Origin of the sequence: Pseudomonas beijingensis (assembly GCF_030687295.1) — a bacterium.
Taxonomy (GTDB): Bacteria; Pseudomonadota; Gammaproteobacteria; order Pseudomonadales; family Pseudomonadaceae; genus Aquipseudomonas; species Aquipseudomonas beijingensis.
Window position 1 is genome coordinate 5,607,398 of record NZ_CP117425.1, and the last position, 21,476, is coordinate 5,628,873.

The 21,476-nt window shown below is 60.3% G+C and carries 17 protein-coding genes and 2 pseudogenes; 15 read left to right on the plus strand and 4 right to left on the minus strand.

Translation table 11 applies throughout. The features are described from left to right. Window positions 1-3 precede the first annotated feature (3 nt). Window positions 4-1,722, plus strand: coding sequence for a C13 family peptidase (locus PSH84_RS24930; RefSeq protein ID WP_305468613.1), 1,719 nt, complete (start codon window positions 4-6; stop codon window positions 1,720-1,722). 27 nt (window positions 1,723-1,749) lie between these two features. After that, on the plus strand, window positions 1,750-2,391 hold the full coding sequence (locus PSH84_RS24935; RefSeq protein ID WP_122565034.1) for an oxidoreductase: 642 nt from the start codon (window positions 1,750-1,752) through the stop codon (window positions 2,389-2,391). A gap of 296 nt (window positions 2,392-2,687) precedes the next feature. On the opposite strand, the gene PSH84_RS24940 is transcribed toward PSH84_RS24935, so the two are convergent. The 4 genes and pseudogenes from PSH84_RS24940 to PSH84_RS24955 form a co-directional block, all read right to left on the minus strand. Beyond that, entirely contained in the window at window positions 2,688-2,972 is a 285-nt protein-coding gene (locus PSH84_RS24940) for a YceK/YidQ family lipoprotein (RefSeq protein WP_305468614.1), read from the minus strand. Continuing rightward, a pseudogene (ubiX, locus tag PSH84_RS24945) lies at window positions 2,965-3,598 on the minus strand (flavin prenyltransferase UbiX). Before ubiX ends, PSH84_RS24940 begins: the two are co-directional and overlap by 8 nt. Beyond that, window positions 3,595-4,945: pseudogene (gene mpl, locus PSH84_RS24950) on the minus strand (UDP-N-acetylmuramate:L-alanyl-gamma-D-glutamyl-meso-diaminopimelate ligase). Before mpl ends, ubiX begins: the two co-directional pseudogenes overlap by 4 nt. A 346-nt stretch (window positions 4,946-5,291) precedes the next feature. Beyond that, a complete protein-coding gene (locus tag PSH84_RS24955; protein WP_305481953.1) occupies window positions 5,292-7,196 on the minus strand; it encodes a sigma-54-dependent Fis family transcriptional regulator in 1,905 nt (634 codons plus the stop codon). Window positions 7,197-7,647: 451 nt separating this feature from the next. Between PSH84_RS24955 and exaC the strand changes: the two genes are divergently transcribed. The 13 genes from exaC (at window position 7,648) to PSH84_RS25020 (ending at window position 21,450) form a co-directional block, all read left to right on the plus strand. Then, window positions 7,648-9,168, plus strand: a complete 1,521-nt coding sequence (exaC, locus tag PSH84_RS24960; RefSeq protein WP_305468616.1) for an acetaldehyde dehydrogenase ExaC — start codon at window positions 7,648-7,650, stop codon at window positions 9,166-9,168. A gap of 237 nt (window positions 9,169-9,405) precedes the next feature. After that, window positions 9,406-10,854 carry an ethanolamine permease gene (gene eat / locus PSH84_RS24965; RefSeq protein WP_305468617.1) on the plus strand — a complete coding sequence of 483 codons (1,449 nt, stop codon included), beginning with the start codon at window positions 9,406-9,408 and terminating at the stop codon, window positions 10,852-10,854. A 57-nt stretch (window positions 10,855-10,911) separates the two neighbouring features. Further along, a complete protein-coding gene (locus PSH84_RS24970; protein ID WP_305468618.1) occupies window positions 10,912-12,306 on the plus strand; it encodes an ethanolamine ammonia-lyase subunit EutB in 1,395 nt (464 codons plus the stop codon). Window positions 12,307-12,317: 11 nt separating this feature from the next. After that, on the plus strand, window positions 12,318-13,142 hold the full coding sequence (eutC, locus tag PSH84_RS24975) for an ethanolamine ammonia-lyase subunit EutC (protein WP_305468619.1): 825 nt from the start codon (window positions 12,318-12,320) through the stop codon (window positions 13,140-13,142). Between the two features lie 107 nt (window positions 13,143-13,249). Then, complete coding sequence (locus PSH84_RS24980) at window positions 13,250-13,711, plus strand: GNAT family N-acetyltransferase (RefSeq protein WP_060740460.1); 462 nt, start codon at window positions 13,250-13,252, stop codon at window positions 13,709-13,711. A 336-nt stretch (window positions 13,712-14,047) separates the two neighbouring features. Then, entirely contained in the window at window positions 14,048-14,704 is a 657-nt protein-coding gene (locus PSH84_RS24985; protein WP_305481954.1) for a DedA family protein, read from the plus strand. Window positions 14,705-14,709: 5 nt separating this feature from the next. Beyond that, window positions 14,710-15,522 carry a M90 family metallopeptidase gene (locus PSH84_RS24990; RefSeq protein ID WP_305481955.1) on the plus strand — a complete coding sequence of 271 codons (813 nt, stop codon included), beginning with the start codon at window positions 14,710-14,712 and terminating at the stop codon, window positions 15,520-15,522. A gap of 111 nt (window positions 15,523-15,633) precedes the next feature. Further along, window positions 15,634-16,161 (plus strand): inorganic diphosphatase, encoded by a 528-nt coding sequence (gene ppa, locus PSH84_RS24995; RefSeq protein WP_003205933.1) that lies wholly within the window; start codon window positions 15,634-15,636, stop codon window positions 16,159-16,161. Window positions 16,162-16,356: 195 nt separating this feature from the next. Beyond that, a complete protein-coding gene (locus PSH84_RS25000) occupies window positions 16,357-17,088 on the plus strand; it encodes a LexA family transcriptional regulator (protein WP_305468622.1) in 732 nt (243 codons plus the stop codon). Window positions 17,089-17,778: 690 nt separating this feature from the next. Continuing rightward, window positions 17,779-17,991, plus strand: coding sequence for a hypothetical protein (locus PSH84_RS28835; RefSeq protein WP_348529659.1), 213 nt, complete (start codon window positions 17,779-17,781; stop codon window positions 17,989-17,991). 66 nt (window positions 17,992-18,057) lie between these two features. After that, on the plus strand, window positions 18,058-19,650 hold the full coding sequence (locus PSH84_RS25010) for a hypothetical protein (RefSeq protein WP_245150875.1): 1,593 nt from the start codon (window positions 18,058-18,060) through the stop codon (window positions 19,648-19,650). Beyond that, entirely contained in the window at window positions 19,650-20,381 is a 732-nt protein-coding gene (locus PSH84_RS25015) for an OmpA family protein (protein WP_134925983.1), read from the plus strand. Before PSH84_RS25010 ends, PSH84_RS25015 begins: the two co-directional genes overlap by 1 nt. Next, complete coding sequence (locus PSH84_RS25020) at window positions 20,365-21,450, plus strand: HNH endonuclease (RefSeq protein ID WP_305468623.1); 1,086 nt, start codon at window positions 20,365-20,367, stop codon at window positions 21,448-21,450. Before PSH84_RS25015 ends, PSH84_RS25020 begins: the two co-directional genes overlap by 17 nt. Window positions 21,451-21,476 lie beyond the last annotated feature (26 nt).

Below are 21,476 nucleotides of genomic sequence, written 5' to 3' on the forward strand. Positions count from 1 at the left end.
GTTATGCGCTTACTCGTCCCACTGACCCTGACCCTGTTGCTCGCCGCCTGTGGCGACGGCGAATCGCCGCTGCCTCCCGACGCGCGCCTGCCCGACGGCGGCCGCTATCGCGGCGACCTGGTGGATGGCCTGCTGCAAGGCCAAGGGCGCATCGACTACCCCAACGGCAGTTGGTACGCCGGGCAGTTCGACAAAGGCCAGTGGCACGGCACCGGGGAATGGCATGGCAGCAATGGCGAGGTCTATCGTGGCCAGTTCAATCAGGGCCTGTTCCACGGCCAGGGCAGCCTGACCACACCGACCAGCAGCTACACCGGCGGCTTCAAGCTGGGCCGCCGGGACGGTGAAGGGACGCTCAAGGAAAACGGCACAACCTACCGGGGCGAGTTCAAAGCCGACCGCTATTCCGGCCTCGGACGCCTGGAACTCGACGACGGCAGCCAGTACCAGGGCCCCTTCGTCAACGGCAAGCCCAACGGTGAAGGCCAGCGCTTCGACGCCAGTGGCAACCAGTTCACCGGGCATTTTGTCGATGGGCAACTGCAGGGCAAGGGCACCTTCAACAGCGCCGAGGGGGATGTCTACATCGGCGGTTTCAGGAACAACCAGCTCAACGGTCGCGGTCGCTACGAAAATGCCGACGGCGACGTCTGGATCGGCCAGTTCAAGGATGGCGCGCTGACCGGCAAGGGCGAATTGATCGGCGCCGACGGCAGCCATTACCTCGGCCAATTCAATGACTGGCGCTTTACTGGCGAGGGCCGCCTGAACCTGCCCGACGGCAGCTTCTACATCGGCCAGTTCGAAAGCGACAGCTACCACGGGCGCGGCACGTTGGTGTTGACCGATGGCACGGTGCAAAGCGGCACCTGGGCCAAGGGCCAACGGGTGCGCGACGCGGACGGCAGGTTGTTGCCGGATGTGCTCGAACTCGGCCTGCTGGCCCAGGGCCGCCTGCTGGAGGACGCCCTGGCCAATATCCCGGCCTCGACCCCGGCGGTGGAACTGTACACCCTGACCCTGGGCGGCGACGGCAAGCAAAGCGTGTTCCTGCGCGAATCCGACTATGTGGCCAACATGCTCGCCAGCCGTTTCGGCGCATTCGGCCAGATCCGCCTGGTAAACCACCGCGATCACCTCGGCGATCGGCCCATGGCCAGCCGCGAAAGCCTGCGCCGCGCCGCTGCCACCCTGGCCGAACGCAGTGGCCCGGAAGACCTGATTTTCATCTACCTGACCAGCCACGGCACCAGCGAGCATGAGCTGGTGCTCGACCAACCGCGCATGGAACTGGCCGACCTGCCCGCCGATGAACTGGCCGCGGTCCTGGCGCCGCTGAAGAACCGCGACAAGATCGTGGTGATCTCGGCCTGCTATTCCGGCGGCTTCATCCCGGCGCTCAAGGATGAACGCACGCTGATCATGACCGCCTCCCGCGCCGACCGGGTGTCCTTCGGCTGCTCCGAGGAAGCCAACTTCACCTATTTCGGCGATGCGCTGTTCGCCCAGGCATTGAACCAGACCGACGACTTGGAAAAGGCCTTCAAGCGGGCCAAGGCCACCGTGGCCGAACGCGAACAAGCAGACAATTTCGAAGCCTCCGAACCGCAGATGTGGGCGCCCAGAACGGTCCTCTCTCACTGGCAACTGCTGCGCAAACAGCAGGCGCGTAAAGCATTGCAAAGTGCGGCATTGAACGACGAGGCGACAAAGAGCAACTAAGCTGAACCGTATCAAGGGGGAAACACTATGTACTTGACGCCTCAGCATGTTTTGCTCGCCGGAGCTACCGGCCTGACCGGGGAACATCTACTGGACCGGCTGCTCAATGAGCCGACCATCACCCGCGTACTAGCGCCTTCACGTCGGCCACTGGCCGAGCATCCACACTTGGAAAACCCGGTTGGGGAACCGGTCCAGGTGCTGCCACAGCTCAGCGGCCAGGTCGACATCGCCTTTTGCTGCCTCGGCACGACCATCAAGAAAGCCGGCTCTGAAGCCGCCTTTCGCGCAGTGGACCTCGACCTGGTCGTGGCGTTTGCCAAGCGCGCCCGGGAGCTGGGGGCACGGCACTTGGTGGTGATCAGTGCATTGGGGGCCGACGCCAAGTCATCGATCTTCTACAACCGGGTCAAGGGTGAAATGGAAGCGGCACTCAAGGCTCAGGGCTGGCCGCAGTTGACCATCTGCCGCCCTTCCCTGCTGCTGGGCGACCGCGTCGAACCACGCCTGGCCGAGCAACTGGCCGGGCCGTTGTCGAGGCTGATCCCGGGCAAGTACCACGGCATCGAAGCCTGCCAACTGGCCAGGGCCATGTGGCGTTTGGCGCTGGAAGAACAGGATGGGGTGCGGGTGGTGGAGTCGGATGAGTTGCGCAAGCTTGGCAAATAATCATGCGGCGCCTGGACAGGCGCTATCGCGAGCAAGCTCGCTCCCACAGTTGACCGAGTTTCTTCAGAAGGAATGCAATCCCTGTGGGAGCGAGCTTGCTCGCGATAGCGATGGATCAGCTTGCATCCATGCTGGATGCCCCCCGCTGTTGTGGCGAGGGAGCTTGCTCCCGCTCGACTTCGCAGCAGTCGCCCTCAGATTTGAATCAGCTCAAAAAGCTTGGGGCCGCTTTGCAGCCCAGAGGGAGCAAGCTCCCTCGCCACGGGTTCTGGGCAGATCAAGCACTGTGGTGTTTGTTACAACCCGCCTGTCGCTTGGAACCCTACGCCTAATGCCGTGAACAACGACAACGGCAACAACAAAGTATCCAGCAGCGCACTGCCCGGCAGATCCAGCCCTGGGTAACTCGGCGCCTCGGCTCCAAAGCGGTCCTGGGCACAGCAACCACCATTGAGGGCGTAAAGATCCAGGCGCGTCCCGGCGTACACCACCGGTGCGCCAGGCTTGGCGGCGTCGAGGGTGCGGGCGGTGGCGCAACCGGTCAGGTGCAGCGCCAGCAGCACGATCAGCAGCTTATTCATCGCTGCTCAAATGGTGCTCGCCCCAGCGTGGCAACATGTCCTGGGGAATGTTCAGCAGATTGAGGATCCGCGCGACGACAAAATCGATCAGGTCGTCGATGGTCTGCGGCTGGTGATAGAACCCCGGCGAGGCCGGCAGGATGGTCACGCCCAGGTTAGACAGTTTGAGCATGTGTTCCAGGTGAATGCTCGAATACGGCGCTTCCCGCGGCACCAGGATCAGTTGACGGCGCTCCTTTGAGCGTGACGTCCGCCGCCCGTTCGATCAGGTTGTTGCAAGCCCCGGTGGCAATCGCCGACAGCGTCCCGGTGGAACACGGCACCACTACCATGGCCGCCGGCGCGCCGGAGCCCGAGGCCACCGGCGACATCCAGTCTTCCTTGCCATACACGCGAATCTGCCCCGCCGCCGCACCGGTGTATTCGGTGAGGAAAGCCTGCATCGTCTGGGTCTTGGCTGGCAGGGTCACGTCGGTCTCGGTGGCCATCACCAGTTGCGCGGCCTTGGAGATGAGGAAGTGCACCTCACGGTCCTCGCGCACCAGGCAATCGAGCAGGCGCAAGCCATACTGGGCGCCGGAGGCACCGGTCATCGCCAGCGTGATGCGTTCAGGGCCATTGCTCATTTCAGCGCCTCGGCCAGTTTGCCGTGCAGGCCGCCGAAGCCGCCGTTGCTCATGATCACCACGTGAGTGCCGGGTTGGGCCTGGCTCTTCACGCGCTCGATGATGCCTTCCAGGGAATCGCTGACAATCGACGGCACCCGTGCACAGCGCGGCGGTGGCGCCGAGGTCCCAACCCAGGTTGGCCGGGGCGTACCAGATCACCTGGTCGGCATCGACCACGCTTTCCGGCAAGCCATCGCGGTGGGCGCCGAGCTTCATGGAGTTGGAGCGCGGCTCGATGATCGCGATCAGCGGCGCGTCACCGATGCGCTTGCGCAAACCGTCGAGGGTGGTGGCGATAGCCGTTGGGTGGTGAGCGAAATCGTCATAAATGGTGATGCCGTTGACCTCGGCGACTATCTCCATCCGCCGCTTCACGCTCTTGAACGCGCTCAACGCGGCGATGCCCATGGACGGCACCACGCCGACATGCCGGGCTGCCGCCAGGGTCGCCAGGGCGTTGGCGACGTTGTGCTGGCCGGTCATGTCCCACTCGACCACGCCTTGGGACTGGCCCTCGAACATGACTTCGAACGCCGAACCATCATCCTTGAGCAACTTCACCTGCCATTGACCGCCCGCACCGGTGGTTTGCACCGGGGTCCAGCAGCCCATTTCAATGACGCGCTGCAAGGCCGGTTCAGTGGTCGGGTGAATCACCAGGCCTTCGCTCGGAATGATGCGCACCAAATGGTGGAACTGCCGCTCGATGGCCGACAGATCGGGGAAGATGTCGGCATGATCGAACTCAAGATTGTTGAGGATCGCCGTGCGTGGACGGTAGTGGACAAATTTCGAGCGTTTATCGAAAAACGCGCTGTCGTATTCGTCGGCCTCGATGACGAAGAACGGCGTGCCGCCCAGGCGCGCCGACACCGAGAAGTTCTGCGGCACGCCGCCGATCAGGAAGCCTGGACTCATGCCGGCGTGTTCCAGGACCCAGGCGAGCATGCTGCTGGTGGTGGTCTTGCCGTGGGTGCCGGCCACGGCCAGGACCCAACGGCCCTGCAACACGTGATCGGCCAGCCACTGCGGGCCCGACACGTACGGCAGGCCTTTGTTGAGCACGTACTCCACCGCCGGGTTGCCCCGGGACATGGCGTTGCCGATGACCACCAGGTCCGGCGCCGGGTCCAGTTGCGCCGGGTCATAGCCTTGGGTCAGCTCGATGCCCTGGGCTTCCAGCTGAGTGCTCATCGGCGGGTAGACGTTGGCGTCGGAACCGGTCACGTGATGGCCCAGCTCCTTGGCCAAAACGGCCATTGAACCCATGAAAGTGCCGCAAATACCGAGAATATGGATGTGCATAGTCGACCTCGTAAAACATGGCCGCAGGTTAGCGTAGGGAGGGGGAAATCGCACCTTGTGTTTAAACCCCGATGCACAGGCGGGCGTCTGTGGGAGCAAGGCTTGCCCGCGATAGCGGTGGATCAGCTTGCGGTGATGTTGAATGTGCAGCCGCCTTCGCGAGCAAGCCCGCTCCCACAGGTGAATGTACAACCCGGCTTTTGTGGCGAGGGAGCTTGCTCCCGCTGGACTGCACAGCAGTCCCCCAAAAAACAGGGCCGCTGCGCGCCCCAGCGGGAGCAAGCTCCCTCGCCACAACAGCAATCAGTAATCAGCAATCAGTAATCAGCAATCAGCTGTCCGCGGTTCAGCGGGCGATGGCGTGTTTGCGCAGCTTCCGGTAAAGGGTATTGCGGCTGATCCCCAGTTGTTCGGCGGTGTGGGTCATGTGCCAGCGCTGGCGCTCCAGTGCATCGAGCAACGCCAGGCGCTCGGCATCTTCCAGCGGCCGTTCCGCCACGGTTTCAACCAGCGCCACCGGGCGCTGGCGAATCATCGCCGGCAAATCCTCCAACCCAATCCGCCCGCCATCGCACAACGCAGCAAGGGTCCGCAGCACATTGCGCAGTTGCCGCACGTTGCCCGGCCAGTCGAAGCCCAGCAACGCCCGGCGCGCCGGTTCGTCGATGGCCACCGTCTCGGCCCCGCTCTCTTCAGCCAACAGGAAATCCAGCAACTGCGACTTGTCACTGCGCTCGCGCAACGCCGGCAGCGGGATTTCCAAGCCGTTGAGGCGGTAGTACAGATCTTCGCGAAAACTGCCATCCCGTACCCGGTCGAGCAACTGCCGGTGGGTGGCGCTGATGATGCGCACGTTCACCGCCTCGGGCTCGCCGCCGATGGGCACCACTTGGCGATCCTCCAGCACCCGTAGCAAACGGGTCTGCAAAGCCAGGGGCATGTCGCCGATTTCATCGAGGAACAGCGTGCCGCCGTCGGCCTGTTGCAGCTTGCCGCGCATGCCTTCCTTGCGCGCGCCGGTGAAGCTGCCGCCGCGATAGCCGAACAGCTCGCTCTCGATCAGGCTTTCCGGGATGGCCGCGCAGTTGAGGGCGACGAAGTGCTTGCCGGCGCGCTGGCTGGCGTGGTGCACAGCCTTGGCGAAGGCTTCTTTGCCGGAGCCGGTTTCGCCGTGGATCAGCAGCGGCACATCACGCTCGAACACCCGCAGCGCCTTGCGAAAATGCTCCTGCAACGCCGCATCCCCCAGGCAGATGCCCGGCAGGCGGGCTGGCTCGATGGCCTTGAGCAGCGGCGCGACCGGCACCGGCACGCTGCGCGGCTGCCCACGCAACACGGCGAACAAATGCCGGCCGTCACGGGTGCGCAGCGGCCAACTGGCGCTGGCTTGGGCACTGGCGCGGCCCAGCAACTCGTCCAGTGAACAGTCGAAAAAGTCCTCGACCCGCTGACCGAGCAAGCCGCCACGAATGTGTCCAAGCAGGTTCAACGCGCTCTGGTTGACCGCGCAGATCCGTCCTTCACCGTCGAACGCCATGAGTCCTTCGCTGAACAGCCCCACGGACTCGGCCTGCAAGTGGAAGCGCAGCAACCATTGATTGTCGAAGCAACGGAGGAAATAGCAGCTCTCGATCATCTTCGCCGAGAGGTTGACCAAGGCCATGGTGTGGAACTGGCTCTGGCGCGACACGTCCGGCCGGGCCGAGGAGACGTCGAGCACCGCCAGCAATTCGCCCTGGGGGTCGAACACCGGGCTGGCCGAGCAGGTCAGGCCGGTGTGGCGGCCGCGAAAGTGTTCTTCCTGGTGGATGGTCAGGGCCTGGCGTTCCACCAGGCAGGTGCCGATGCCGTTGGTGCCTTCGCAGGCTTCGCTCCAGTCGGCGCCGAGCCAGAGCCCGGCCCGTTCGAAAATCTTCCGTTCGCTGGGGGCGGTGACGCAGTTGAGGATCACGCCCCGGGCGTCGGTCAGCAGCACCGCGTGGCCGGCGCCGGAGAGTTGCTGATGGAGGCTGGTCATTTCCGTGCCGGCGATGTGCAGCACCTGTTGCAGGCGTTCGCGGCTTTCCAGTACCCGGCCATGTTCAAGCACCGTCGGCGCCAGGTTCTGGGCCGGGTCGAGGTGATAGTCCTCGAGGCAGCGCAGCCAGGAACGGGCAATCGACGGATCGCTGCCAGGCCCCTGCAAATGGGCCTTGCCCTGGGTGACTGTCAGGACTTGCTGGGCATGGCGACTCAAATGGTTGCTGTGCATTTCTTATTGTTCTCCCCGAAGGTTGCGGCCTGCTGGAGCAACTGTCGAACCTGGCCCCTGTGGGAGCAAGGCTTGCCCGCGATGAACGATGACGCGCAGGTCAGTTGAACCACGTCGAGGCTATCGCGGGCAAGCCTTGCTCCCACAGACCTTGCCCCCACAGACCTTTGTTGCCGCAGGAGCTGTGCTGAATGTCCAGCATCCTCCAGCCCAACCCCCTTTGCAATGCTGGCGCGACCTGTCAGTCACAGACTGTCTCGCATCTGGCACAAACTGTCACACCCGCTGTATCACAAGCGTCACACAGCCCTTCCGTTTGTCCGACCCACTCCTCCTAAAGTCTTGATTTACGGGCCCTGCAAGGCAATGGCCCGACCTTTGCTCTAGGCTTAAGTACCAGCGCGTATTTGCGCGGCTCCCCAATAAGCACAAAAGCCAAGGAGAACTCATCATGCGTTACGCTCACCCCGGTACTGAAGGCGCTATCGTTTCGTTCAAGGCAAAATACGGTAACTACATCGGCGGCGAGTTCGTCGCGCCTGTCAAAGGTCAGTACTTCACCAATACCTCCCCGGTCAATGGCCAGCCCATTGCCGAATTCCCGCGCTCCACGGCCGAAGACATCGAAAAAGCCCTGGACGCCGCCCACGCTGCCGCGGATGCCTGGGGCGCCACCTCGGCCCAGGCCCGTTCGCTGGTCCTGCTGAAAATCGCCGACCGCATCGAAGCCAACCTCGAAGTGCTGGCGATCACCGAGTCCTGGGACAACGGCAAGGCCGTGCGCGAAACCCTCAACGCCGACATTCCCCTGGCCGCCGACCACTTCCGTTACTTCGCCGGATGCCTGCGGGCCCAGGAAGGTAGCGCCGCCGAGATCGACGGCAACACCGTGGCCTATCACATCCATGAACCGCTGGGCGTGGTCGGGCAGATCATCCCGTGGAACTTCCCGCTGCTGATGGCCGCCTGGAAACTCGCCCCGGCCCTGGCCGCCGGTAACTGCGTGGTGCTCAAGCCGGCCGAACAAACCCCACTGGGCATCTGCGTGCTCATGGAACTGATCGGCGACCTGCTGCCGCCCGGCGTGCTGAACGTGGTGCAAGGTTTCGGCAAAGAAGCCGGCGAAGCCCTCGCCACCAGCAAGCGCATCGCCAAGATCGCCTTCACCGGCTCCACCCCAGTCGGCTCGCACATCATGAAATGCGCCGCCGAGAACATCATCCCGTCCACCGTGGAACTGGGCGGCAAATCGCCGAACATCTTCTTCGAAGACATCATGCAGGCCGAGCCGAGCTTCATCGAGAAAGCCGCCGAAGGCCTGGTGCTGGCGTTCTTCAACCAGGGCGAAGTCTGCACCTGCCCCTCCCGCGCCCTGGTGCAGGAATCGATCTACGACGAGTTCATGAAAGTGGTGATGAACAAAGTCCTGCAGATCAAACGCGGCGACCCGCTGGACACCGACACCATGGTCGGCGCCCAGGCGTCCGAGCAGCAATTCGACAAGATTCTTTCGTACCTGGAAATCGCCAAGGGCGAAGGCGCCGAGCTGCTGACCGGCGGCAAGGTGGAAAAACTCGAGGGCAACCTGGCGACCGGGTATTACATCCAGCCGACCCTGCTCAAGGGCACCAACAAAATGCGCGTGTTCCAGGAAGAAATCTTCGGCCCAGTGGTGAGCATCACCACCTTCAAGGACGAAGCCGAAGCCCTGGCGATCGCCAACGACACCGAGTTCGGCCTCGGCGCCGGCCTGTGGACCCGCGACATCAACCGCGCCTACCGCATGGGCCGGGCGATCAAGGCCGGTCGCGTCTGGACCAACTGCTACCACCTGTACCCGGCGCACGCCGCGTTTGGTGGCTACAAGAAGTCCGGCGTTGGGCGTGAGACCCACAAGATGATGCTCGATCATTATCAGCAGACCAAGAACCTGCTGGTGAGCTACGACATCAATCCGTTGGGGTTCTTCTAAGTCCTGGGGCGAGGCAGGTCATCCTGCTTCGCCCTTTAGATGGCTATCGCGAGCAAGCTCGCTCCCACAGGGATCTGTGGATAACTCGTTTCCAGGGTTGAAACAGATCCACTGTGGGAGCGAGCTTGCTCGCGATGGCGGCGGTCCAGCTTGCATCCCTGCTGTATGCAACACACCGGTTCCAAGAGCAGCCCCGCTCCAACAGGGCCAAAAAACAATAAAAACAGGTAAACCCTTATGCCAAGCGATCATGCAAACCCGCAACCGGCAACGTCCTCGGTCGACTTCGAAAAAGTCGGCTCCGAATATTTCCAACAACGCGAACTGAAAAAAGGCGCGGCAGGCTGGGTCCTGCTGGTGGGCCTGGGCGTGGCCTATGTCATTTCCGGTGACTACGCCGGCTGGAACTTCGGCCTGGCCCAAGGCGGCTGGGGCGGGATGTTCCTGGCCACGCTGCTGATGGCCGCGATGTACCTGTGCATGTGTTTTTCCCTCGCCGAGCTGTCCTCGATGATCCCCACCGCAGGCGGCGGCTACGGCTTTGCCCGCAGCGCATTCGGGCCTTGGGGCGGGTTTCTCACGGGCACGGCGATCCTGATCGAGTACGCCATCGCCCCGGCGGCGATTGCCGTGTTCATCGGCGCGTATTGCCAATCGTTGTTCGGCATTGGCGGCTGGATGATCTACCTGGCGTTCTACATCGTCTTCATCGCCATCCATATTTTCGGCGTGGGTGAAGCCCTCAAGCTGATGTTCATCATCACCGCCGTCGCCGCCCTGGCGCTGGGGGTTTTCCTGGTGGCGATGGTGCCGCACTTCGACGTCGCCAACCTGCTGGACATCCCCGTCACCGCGGCCACGGGCGCCAGCCCATTCCTGCCCTTCGGCTACGTCGGCGTCTGGGCGGCCATCCCTTATGCGATCTGGTTTTTCCTCGCCGTGGAAGGCGTGCCCCTGGCGGCTGAAGAAACCAAGAACCCCAAGCGCGACCTGCCACGCGGCCTGATCGGCGCCATGCTGGTGCTGGTGGCCTTCGCCCTGCTGATCCTGGTGATCGGCCCGGGCGGCGCGGGTTCCAACGCGCTGATGGCCTCGGGCAACCCGCTGGTGGAAGCCCTGGCCAAAGCCTACGGCGGCTCGACCTGGATGGGCCACTTCGTCAACCTCGTCGGTCTGGCCGGTTTGATCGCCAGTTTCTTCTCGATCATCTACGCCTACTCGCGGCAGATCTTTGCCTTGTCCCGCGCCGGCTACCTGCCACGCAAGCTCTCGGAAACCAATAAAAGCAAAGCACCGGTCCTGGCATTGGTCATTCCCGGCATCATCGGTTTCGGCTTGTCCTTGACCGGCCAAGGCGACCTGCTGATTCTGGTGGCAGTGTTCGGAGCGACCATTTCCTACGTGCTGATGATGGCCGCGCACATCACCCTGCGCATCCGTCGCCCCAAAATGGACCGGCCATACCGCACACCGGGCGGCATCTTCACCTCAGGCGTGGCCCTGGTGCTGGCGTGCATCGCCGTGGTGGCGGGCTTTTTGGTGGACCCACGGGTGGTCATCGGCGCCGCGATCATCTATGGAGTGTTAATTGCTTACTTTGCTTTCTACAGTCGGCATCACTTGGTCGCAGGCACCCCCGAAGAGGAATTCGCGGCCATTCAAAAAGCCGAAGAAGCCTTGCACTAAGCCGTAACGTGCCGAAAACCACGGCGCCGCCCAGCGGCGCCGTCACGGAGAACCTGTATGGCCAGTTTTGCACACACGGTCGGCGCCCAGACCTACCGCTTCGACAACCTCAAAGACCTGATGGCCAAGGCCAGCCCGGCCCGTTCCGGGGATTTCCTGGCCGAGATCGCCGCGCTCAACGATGGCGAGCGCGTAGCCGCGCAAATGGCTTTGGCCGACCTGCCCCTCAGCCATTTCCTGCAAGAAGTGCTGATTCCCTACGAGGCCGACGAAGTCACCCGGCTGATCGTCGACACTCACGATAAACAGGCTTTTGCCGTCGTCAGCCACCTCACGGTCGGCGGCTTTCGCGACTGGCTGCTCAGCGACGCCGCCGATGAACAGAGCCTGCGGGCCCTGGCTCCCGGCCTGACGCCGGAAATGGTCGCCGCCGTGTCGAAGATCATGCGCGTGCAGGACTTGGTGCTGGTGGCGCAGAAAATCCGCGTGGTCACCAAATTCCGCGGCACCCTCGGCCTGCGCGGACGCCTGTCCACCCGCCTGCAGCCTAACCACCCCACCGACGAACCCGCCGGCATCGCCGCGAGCATCCTCGACGGCCTGCTCTTCGGCAACGGCGACGCCATGATCGGCATCAACCCGGCCACCGACAGCACCGCGTCGATCTGCGCCATGCTGGAAATGCTCGACGCCATCATCCAGCGTTACGACATCCCCACCCAAGGCTGCGTGCTGACCCACGTCACCACCTCCATCGAAGCGGCGAACCGCGGCGTGCCCCTGGACCTAGTGTTCCAGTCCATCGCCGGCACCGAAGCGGCCAACGCCAGTTTCGGCATCAACCTCAACGTCTTGCAGGAAGGCTACGACGCGGGGCTGAGCCTGAACCGCGGCACCCTCGGCAACAACCTGATGTATTTCGAAACCGGCCAGGGCAGCGCGCTGTCGGCCAACGCCCACCACGGCGTCGATCAACAGACCTGCGAAACCCGGGCCTACGCCGTGGCGCGGCATTTCAACCCGTTCCTGGTGAACACGGTTGTAGGATTCATCGGCCCGGAGTACCTGTACAACGGCAAACAGATCATCCGCGCCGGCCTCGAAGACCACTTCTGTGGCAAGTTGCTGGGCGTGCCGATGGGTTGCGACATCTGCTACACCAACCACGCCGAAGCCGACCAGGACGACATGGACACCCTGCTGACCCTGCTCGGCGTGGCCGGGATCAACTTCATCATGGGCATCCCCGGCTCCGATGACATCATGCTCAACTATCAGACCACCTCGTTCCACGACGCCCTCTACGCCCGCCAGACCCTGGGCCTCAAGCCCGCGCCGGAATTCGAAACCTGGCTGGCGAACATGGGCATCTTCACCCAGGCCGATGGCCGGGTGCGGTTCGGCGACAACCTGCCACCGGCGTTTCGTCACGCCCTCGCGCATTTGGGATGAGAGCACTGCCCATGGATAAATCACCTGTCGATCCACAAAACCCTTGGCTGAATCTGCGCAACCTCACCCCGGCGCGCATCGCCCTGGGCCGCACCGGCACCAGCCTGCCGACCCAGGCGCAACTGGACTTCCAATACGCCCACGCCCAGGCCCGCGATGCGGTGCACCTGGCGTTCGATCATCAGGGCATCCGCGCACAGTTAACCGAACGCGGCCGTGAAAGCCTGCTGCTCCACAGCGCGGCGGCCGACCGCCACAGCTATCTACAGCGCCCGGACTTGGGCCGGCGGCTCGACGAGGCCTCCGCACAAACTCTGCAGGACTACGCGGCGGCCCATCCCGGCGGCGTGGACCTGGCTATCGTGGTGGCTGACGGTCTGTCGGCGCTGGCGGTGCATCGGCATACCTTGCCGTTCCTGGCGCGCCTGGAAGAACAGACCGCCGCTGACGGCTGGTCGGTGTCGCCCGTGATCCTGGTGGAACAAGGCCGGGTGGCGGTGGCCGATGAAGTAGCGCAGCGGCTCGGCGCAAAAATGTCGGTGATCCTGATCGGCGAACGCCCCGGCCTCAGCTCCCCCGACAGCCTCGGGCTGTATTTCACCTACGCGCCCAAGGTCGGCCTGACCGACGCCTATCGCAACTGCATCTCCAACGTCCGCCTCGAAGGCTTGAGCTACGGCATGGCGGCCCATCGCCTGATCTACCTGATGCGCGAGGCCTGTCGCCGGCAACTTTCGGGGGTCAATCTGAAGGACGAAGCCCAGGTAAACACTCTAGAGTCGGAAAACGCTGCCGATATGAAAGGTAATTTCCTACTGGCGCCGCCCCGAAACTGAGCCGTTTATCCGATTGCGTTTTTGATCCGCTTTCAGGCAGCATCAAAAGCACGGCAGCGCGACATTGTTGTCTGAGTATCTGTCGACCTTTGCAGACGAGACCTACCATGCGGATTATCCAAGCAACTCTGGAACACCTGGACCTGCTGACCCCATTGTTCGTCAAGTACCGGGAATTCTATGGCTCACTGCCCTACCCGGATTCGTCGCGAGCCTTCCTCGAAAAACGCCTGCGCCGCAAGGAATCGGTGATCTACCTGGCCCTGCCCGATGACGATGACAACCGGCTGCTGGGCTTCTGCCAGCTCTACCCGAGCTACTCCTCCCTGTCCCTCAAGCGCGTATGGATCCTCAACGACATCTACGTCGCCGAAGACGCCCGCCGCCAACTGGTGGCCGACAACCTGATCCGCACCGCGAAAAAAATGGCCAAGGAAACCAACGCCGTGCGCATGCGCGTCTCCACCAGCAGCAACAACGAAGTCGCGCAGAAAACCTACGAGTCGATTGGCTTCAAGGAAGACACCGAGTTCAAGAACTATGTGTTGCCGATCAGCGAAGGGATCTGACCCGTTCAGAGGGAAATCAGCCCATGGATATATCTGTGACAGACATATCCATGGGAGATCGATCTGTGGGAGCAAAGCTTGCTCGCGATAGCGCTCCGTCAGGCCCATCAATGTTGACTGAATAGCCAGCATCGCGAGCAAGCTTTGCTCCCACAGGTGTTTCACCCCAAGACAACATCTCGAAATCCCCAGCTACAAACTCCCCCCGCACTTCCCCCGCCCCACCGTATAATGCCGCTCTTCCCAGCTTGTAAGAAAAAGCTACACACTCTGTAGCCATACTCAAAGCCAGACCCACCAGCCTGCCGAGTCGGGCCACCACCACAGGTGCTATGCATGGATTTCAACCCCCTCGACCTCATTCTGCATCTCGACGTCTACCTCGACATGCTGGTGACCAACTACGGCACCTGGGTCTACGCCATCCTGTTCCTGGTGATCTTCTGTGAAACCGGCCTGGTGGTCATGCCCTTCCTCCCAGGCGACTCCCTGCTGTTCATCGCCGGCGCCGTAGCCGCCGGCGGCGCCATGGACCCCGTCCTCCTGGCCGGCCTGCTGATGCTCGCGGCCATCCTCGGCGACAGCACCAACTACCTCATCGGCCGCACCGCCGGCGAAAAACTCTTCAGCAACCCCAACTCGAAGATCTTCCGCCGCGACTACCTGCAGCAAACCCACGACTTCTACGCCAAACACGGCGGCAAAACCGTGACCCTGGCGCGCTTCCTGCCGATCATCCGCACCTTCGCCCCCTTCGTCGCCGGCGTCGGCAAAATGAACTACCTGCGCTTCTTCGGCTTCAGCGTCCTCGGCACCGTCCTCTGGGTCGGCGGCCTGGTGACCCTCGGCTACTTCTTCGGCAACGTGCCTTTCATCAAGCAGAACCTGTCGCTGCTGGTCGTCGGCATCATCCTGCTGTCGCTGCTGCCGATGATCATCAGCCTGGTGCGCAGCAAAATGAGCCAGCGCGCCTCCAAAGCCCACCCGCGCTGATCGCCATGTGGTCCCTGAGCAACTGGCGCCGCCAACGCACCCTCGCCAAACACCCCGTCACCGAGGACACCTGGCAGCGGGTGCGCCAACAACTGAGCTTCCTCGACGGCATCAGCGCCGCCGAGGACCAGTGGCTACGGGAAGCCTGCGTACTGTTCCTGCACGACAAACACCTCACCGCCCTGCCCGGCGTCGAACTGCACCAGGAACAACGCCTGCTGCTCGCCGCCCAGGCCCAATTGCCGCTGATGCACCTTGGCGATTTGAACTGGTACCAGGGCTTCCATGAAATCGTCCTCTACCCCGACGACTTCCTCAGCCCCCAACGCTACCGCGACGCCAGCGGCATCGAGCACGAATGGGACGGCGAACACAGCGGCGAAGCCTGGCCCCAAGGCCCGATCATCCTGGCCTGGGACGGCGTGATGGCCAGCGGCGGCTGGGACGGCTACAACCTGGTGATCCACGAACTGGCGCACAAACTCGACATGCTCAACGGCGACGCCAACGGCCTGCCACCGCTGCACGCCGACATGCGCGTCAAAGACTGGGCCGACGCCATGCAACAGGCCTTCGACGACCTCGACCGCCAACTGGACCAGAACCCCGACGCAGAAACCGTCATTGACCCCTACGCCGCGGAAAACCCGGCGGAATTCTTCGCCGTCACCAGCGAATACTTCTTCAGCGCCCCGGACCTGCTGCACCAGGCCTATCCCAAGGTCTACGAACAGCTCAAGGCGTTCTACCGCCAGGATCCTTTGGCCCGACTGCGGCAACTTCAAGCCGAAGATCCGGTCTATCAGGCGTCATACTAAGGTCTCTAAGACCCTGGTAACGTGGCAACAGCGGCCGAATATGCCTATAATCGCCGCCACTTTTTGGTCAATCCGACCAGTCATTTGGTCAACTAACGGGGGCACCGCCCAATGAGCTACAGCAAGATTCCGGCTGGCAAAGACCTGCCGAACGACATCTACGTCGCGATCGAAATCCCGGCCAACCACGCCCCGATCAAATACGAAATCGACAAAGACAGCGACTGCCTGTTCGTTGACCGTTTCATGGCCACCCCCATGTTCTACCCGGCCAACTACGGCTACATCCCCAACACCCTGGCCGACGACGGCGACCCCCTCGACGTGCTGGTCGTGACCCCTTACCCAGTGGCCCCAGGCTCGGTCATCCGTGCCCGTCCAGTCGGCATCCTGAACATGACCGACGACGGCGGCGGCGATGCCAAAGTCATCGCAGTGCCACACGACAAACTGTCGCAGCTGTACGTCGACGTGAAGGAATACACCGACCTGCCGCCACTGCTGATCCAGCAGATCGAGCACTTCTTCGCGAACTACAAAGACCTTGAAAAAGGCAAGTGGGTCAAGATCGAAGGCTGGGCCGGTGCAGACGCCGCCCGCGAAGCCATCACCAAGTCGGTTGCCGCCTACAAAGGCTGATACAAACTTGATAAAGAACCCCGGTTTGCCCCGGGGTTTTTTTATGTCTTAATGATTGCTAATACGTAGTTGTATTAACGCCGTTTAAGCACGTTTAGCCCGCGCCTTTCAAATCCTGCAAACGGAAAGATCGTCTTATATATTTGCACGACTTGTTTATTGCCGAAAACACAGTCGTCCCTAAACTTTCCGTTTATGAAAATACTTTCCAGTGGCGACCGCTTCCGAGCCCTTCTAAAAGAAGCGAACATCCGTTCCGCCGACTTCGCGAAGTTATACGGCGTGAAATCCCAACACGTGAACAACTGGTTCAACCGTGGCATCCCGCCAGGGCGCATCCACTCCATCGCCAGCCTGCTGACCGTCAGCCCGCAATGGCTCGCCCACGGCGAAGGCCCGCAAACCCCATTGGGCCTCGGCCCCGGCACCACCTACGAAGCCGCCGAGAACGACGGCGTCTACAGCGTGGTGGAACCCACGGACATCGAACTGCCCTTCTACAAGGAAGTCCCCATCGCCCCCGGCGAAACCAAAACCCACATCGTCGAAATCCCCGACCAATCCATCCGCCTGCCCCGCAGCCACCTCGAATCCCTGGAAATCGACCCCAGCGACGCCATCTGCATCACCATGGTCGGCGACAGCATGGCCGAACGCATCGAAGACGGCTCCACCCTCGCCATCGACCGCGGCCTGACGCAAATCGTTGATGGTCAAATCTATGCGCTTGAGCATGATGGGATGCTGCGCATCAAATACCTGCACCGCATTCCCGGTAATCGGCTACGCCTGCGTAGTCATAACTGTGCTGCGTATCCTGACGAGGTCTTCAGCGCCGAACAGATCGACGCGCAACACATCCGGGTGATCGGCTGGGTGTTCTGGTGGTCAACCCTCAACAAACGGAGACCGCCGGTGTTCGACTAAGCCACCCAAGACCAGAAATCGTGGCGGGAATTGTGGCAGGAGCTGTAGCCGGAGCTGTGGCAGAAGCTTTTGTGGCGAGGGAGCTTGCTCCCGCTGGGCTGCGCAGCAGCCCCCTGCCTTCCCCCTGAATCACCGATAACCCAATGATTCCACACCACTTACCACTGGGATTCTGAAGCAAACCCGCGTATCCTCCGCCCCACATTTGCGAGCCCACGCCTCGCACCGACAAGGCAGATCACTTTCTGACCAAGTCCCACAGCCGGCCGCAAGAGCCGGATGTACGTTTTGAAGGCTGGTGAGGTTTGTCAAAAACGAACTGAGTCAGTCAACGAGAAGCCGGCCATAAGCCGGCTTTTTAATGTCTGAACCGTTTGTAAAATAAGGCCTTTTTAACCAGCGCTTTATCCAGCCACACACCGGGCAGCTTGATGTGGGACGGTAAATGTCTTTCGCCATTAACGATGGTGCCTTAGCCACAGCAAAATATCTTTATCTTCGCAGGCTCAAAGGGAAAAGGCTGCGGGTACTCCTATCTCGACCAAAGGCGCTGCATCACTTCCACCATCAAGGCGCAGAGCTACCCGGCACGAGACTCGTCGCGTGCTAGCGTCAGTTTTCAATCAGCACCAACAACTTATGATTATTTTCGGTAATATTCGTTAACTCAGGAGTACTGAAGGTCAGGAAATGGATATCACCCGCCTAATTGCGCAGGCCCGGGGCACGCTGCCCTGGTTTATCCCGTTGATGCTACGGATCGGCCTACTAAAATCGCATTGGGCTAACCGTACCATTCACTACACCACCCCCTTCACGCTCGCCAACCGAAAAACCGGCTACCGCATAGTCTGGACTTTTTCGAGAGCGCTACATCTTCCCCTGGTTTTCTTCCGCGCCTGATTCTGGAGTTTGCAAATGATAAGCCAATACCTTGAGGGTGCCCTGAGGTCCGCCTCCGCGGGGACGATGACTGAGTTGTTCATCTGGGTAATGGCGGCAATCTTTGCCATGGCAATCATTCAAGGCAAAACCGGCAAGCACGGTTTTTTTGTCGAGCACGCGCCCGCGGTACTGGTATCGCTGGGCATACTGGGTACCTTTATCGGTATCGTGATCGGTTTGCTAGACTTCAACTCACACGACATTAAGAGCAGCATTGAGGACCTTCTCGATGGTCTGAAAACCGCCTTTATCACTAGTCTGGTCGGCATGACACTGTCGATTTTGCTTAAGGCTTTGGATGCTTGGTGGTTTGAGCCCGCACGGGAGAAGGCAGAGCAGCCTGACTCGGTTACACCTGAGCATATCTACGGCGTTATGAGCCGACAGGAGAAATTGTTAGAAGCTCTTAACCACTCGCTCGCTGGCAATGAGGAAGGCTCGGTAGCGGGGCAACTCAAGTTGTTGCGGTCAGATATGGGCGACTTTCGGAATGGCTTGGATCGTGGACAGCGCGAATTTCAGGACAAACTTTTTAAACAATTGGTCCTTTTTAGCGAGATGCTCGCGCAATCTGCCACAGAGACGGTTATCAATGCACTTCGACAGGTGATTCAGGACTTTAATAAGCATCTGGTGGAGCAGTTCGGCGACAACTTCAAGGCGCTCAACGAGGCTGTCGTCAAGATGGTCGACTGGCAGGAGCAGTACAAACAGCATGTAGAAGTGTTGGAGGCACGTATCGAAACGGCTGTGCGAGAGCTTGAACGTACTGCAACGGCTAATGAGGCGATCAGTCGCTCGTTGACGACGTCCGAGCAATCCATTGGCTCAATTGATAACCACTGCCAGAGCATTCCAGCGGCTATCGGCAAGCTAGAACCAGTATTGCAGGTCAATCAGCACCAAATTCAGGAGCTGCAACAGCATCTGGATGTTTTCATTGCTATGCGCGATAAAGCCACCAGCGCGGTGCCAGAGCTGCAACAGCATATGGATACTCTCTCTAAGTCTCTTTCGGATGGTATGCAGGGCGTCATCTCTACCATGCATGAAGGCTCAATGGAGTTTGGACGCTCGGTTGACCTCACCAATACCGCCTTAACTGAGGCCTCGCATGTGATCAGCAGCCAGACGGAACAGATCAGCGAGAACATGAAGGATGCGGCGCAGGAGTTCGGCTCCTCTGTGCGCGGCACTCTAGAAATCATGCTGAATAATTCAAAGTCACTGGAGCAACAAATGGGGCTGGCAGTCGAGCAGGCCTCTAGCTCATTGACGGAAGTATTTAAGCAAGCGACCGGGAAGATTCAGGACAGCCTCACATCGACAGTTGACGCCGCGATGAATACGTTGCGCTCTACCGTAGAGGGCAACCTCAGCCAGACTGAGTCACTGATTCAAGGTTCTGCGAACCGCACCATGGGATCAGTGGAAGCTCAGGTCAGGGAGGCTACCGAACGGGCGAACGCATCTCTGCAGGCTCAGCTTAATGCTATGGATCAGGCCATCGGGCGTGAGTTGGAGAAAGTCTTCAGGGAAATGGGATCGGCCCTAGCCACTATCTCCCGCCGGATTGCTGATGATCATGCAGAACTGGCAAGCAGGGTGCGTGCGTAATGGGCACTCTGGACAATCTGTTCCGCAGTCGGCATTCGAAGAAGGAGGATGCCGAGCACTGGATTGGCATTTCCGATCTGATGTCCGGATTGATGATGATGTTCTTGTTCATCGCTGTCGCCTATATGTACTACGTGCAAGTCGAACGAGAAAATATCAAAGAGATTGCGGTCGCCTATAAGGACACGCAGGTAGCAATCTACAACGACCTGAACAATGAGTTTAAGAGTGACTTGCCACGTTGGAATGCATCGATAGATCGCAACACTCTGCAAGTGATCTTCAACAATCCCGAGGTACTGTTTCGCTCAGGCTCGCCGGAGCTCAGTACACAGTTTCAGGTAATGCTTTCGGACTTCTTTCCGCGTTATGTGACGGTGCTTTCCCGCTATAGGGAGGCGATTGATGAGATTCGTATCGAAGGGCATACCAGTAGTGATTGGGGAACACGGCATGGTGATGAAGCCTATTTTCCGAACATGGCGCTATCACAGGATCGGACGCGTTCGGTGTTGCAGTACGTACTATCGAAATTGACATCCGGGGCAGATAGGGAATGGGTGCGTTCGAGCTTTGCGGCGGTCGGCTACTCCTCCTCACGGCGCCTTGTAGATGCAGGTAACAGCGCCGAGGATGCCGCCCGCTCACGACGTGTTAACTTTCGAGTGATCACCAACTCTGAGCTGCAGATCCGCACGATCATTGAGAGGCTCGATGGAAATCAACGTTGATTTTTCCGAGCTGTGGGCTCAGGTCAAACGGCTAGATACGGAGACGATTGATTTCGATTGGACGGCGGCCGCACAGCTTGACCCTATCGATATTGCGTTGTTGGAGGGGCGCGAGGTTCAACTCGACGACTTGAATGTCATCAACGGGCTGCTGAGTGTCGATGGGCGTCAGGTATTGCTGTACATCCCTGACCAATTTTCTCCAGTTGACGTAGTGCAGGTTTCTCCAGATAAAGGTAAGCGTTTCCATGTGGCAGACTGCAAAACGCTTAACGACATGCGCAGCAAAGGACGCTTTGAGCGCTATGTAGTGACTAATAATTTGAGCGGGATTTTCCCGATCAGCGGCAAGAACAGCCGAGGTGTTCGTGAGGAGTTGGACTCTCGTCTGCTGGTATGTAAGAACTGCTTGGAAAAGCTCAATTATCAGAATTATTGCCATGAAGGCAAAAACTCGACCATCTGGAATGGTTTCGAAATTGGAAAGTTCTTTGAAACTTACAGTACGAGCTTTCGCCACCTGCCGCGCAGCTTGACGCAGCGTACTCTCGGCAATGATTACACAAAGGACTGGGCGGAAATTTCTGCTGATGTACGTCGGCGTTGTGGATTCACTTGCGAGGCGTGTGCTGTGAATCTCACAGAACAACGTCATCTATTGCACGTTCACCATGTCAACGGCGTAAAGCAGGACAACAGCTCGGCAAACCTCCTTCCCCTATGCATTGACTGTCACCGTAAACAACCGTTGCATGACCACATGTTTATCTCGACTCAGAACATGCAGATTCTTAATCGTTTGCGTCGCGAGCAGAGCATTGTTGCTGACGATTGGACTCAGGCTATGGCACTAGCCGATCTTGCAGTGCATGGCGGGCTTATGCACGGTCGACACAAAGGTTTTGGGGTGCCGGTGATTGGTTACGAAGTCATGAACGCCCAGGAGGAGGTGATCGCGGAGGTAGAGATTGCCTGGCCCGAGCGTCGTATAGCTATGTATGTTGCCGACGACCCTGCTATTGAGGGTTGGACCGTGCTGAGCCCGGTTGAATTTATTGAGAATTATTGAACAGTTCCTGTGATGTTTAGATTTTA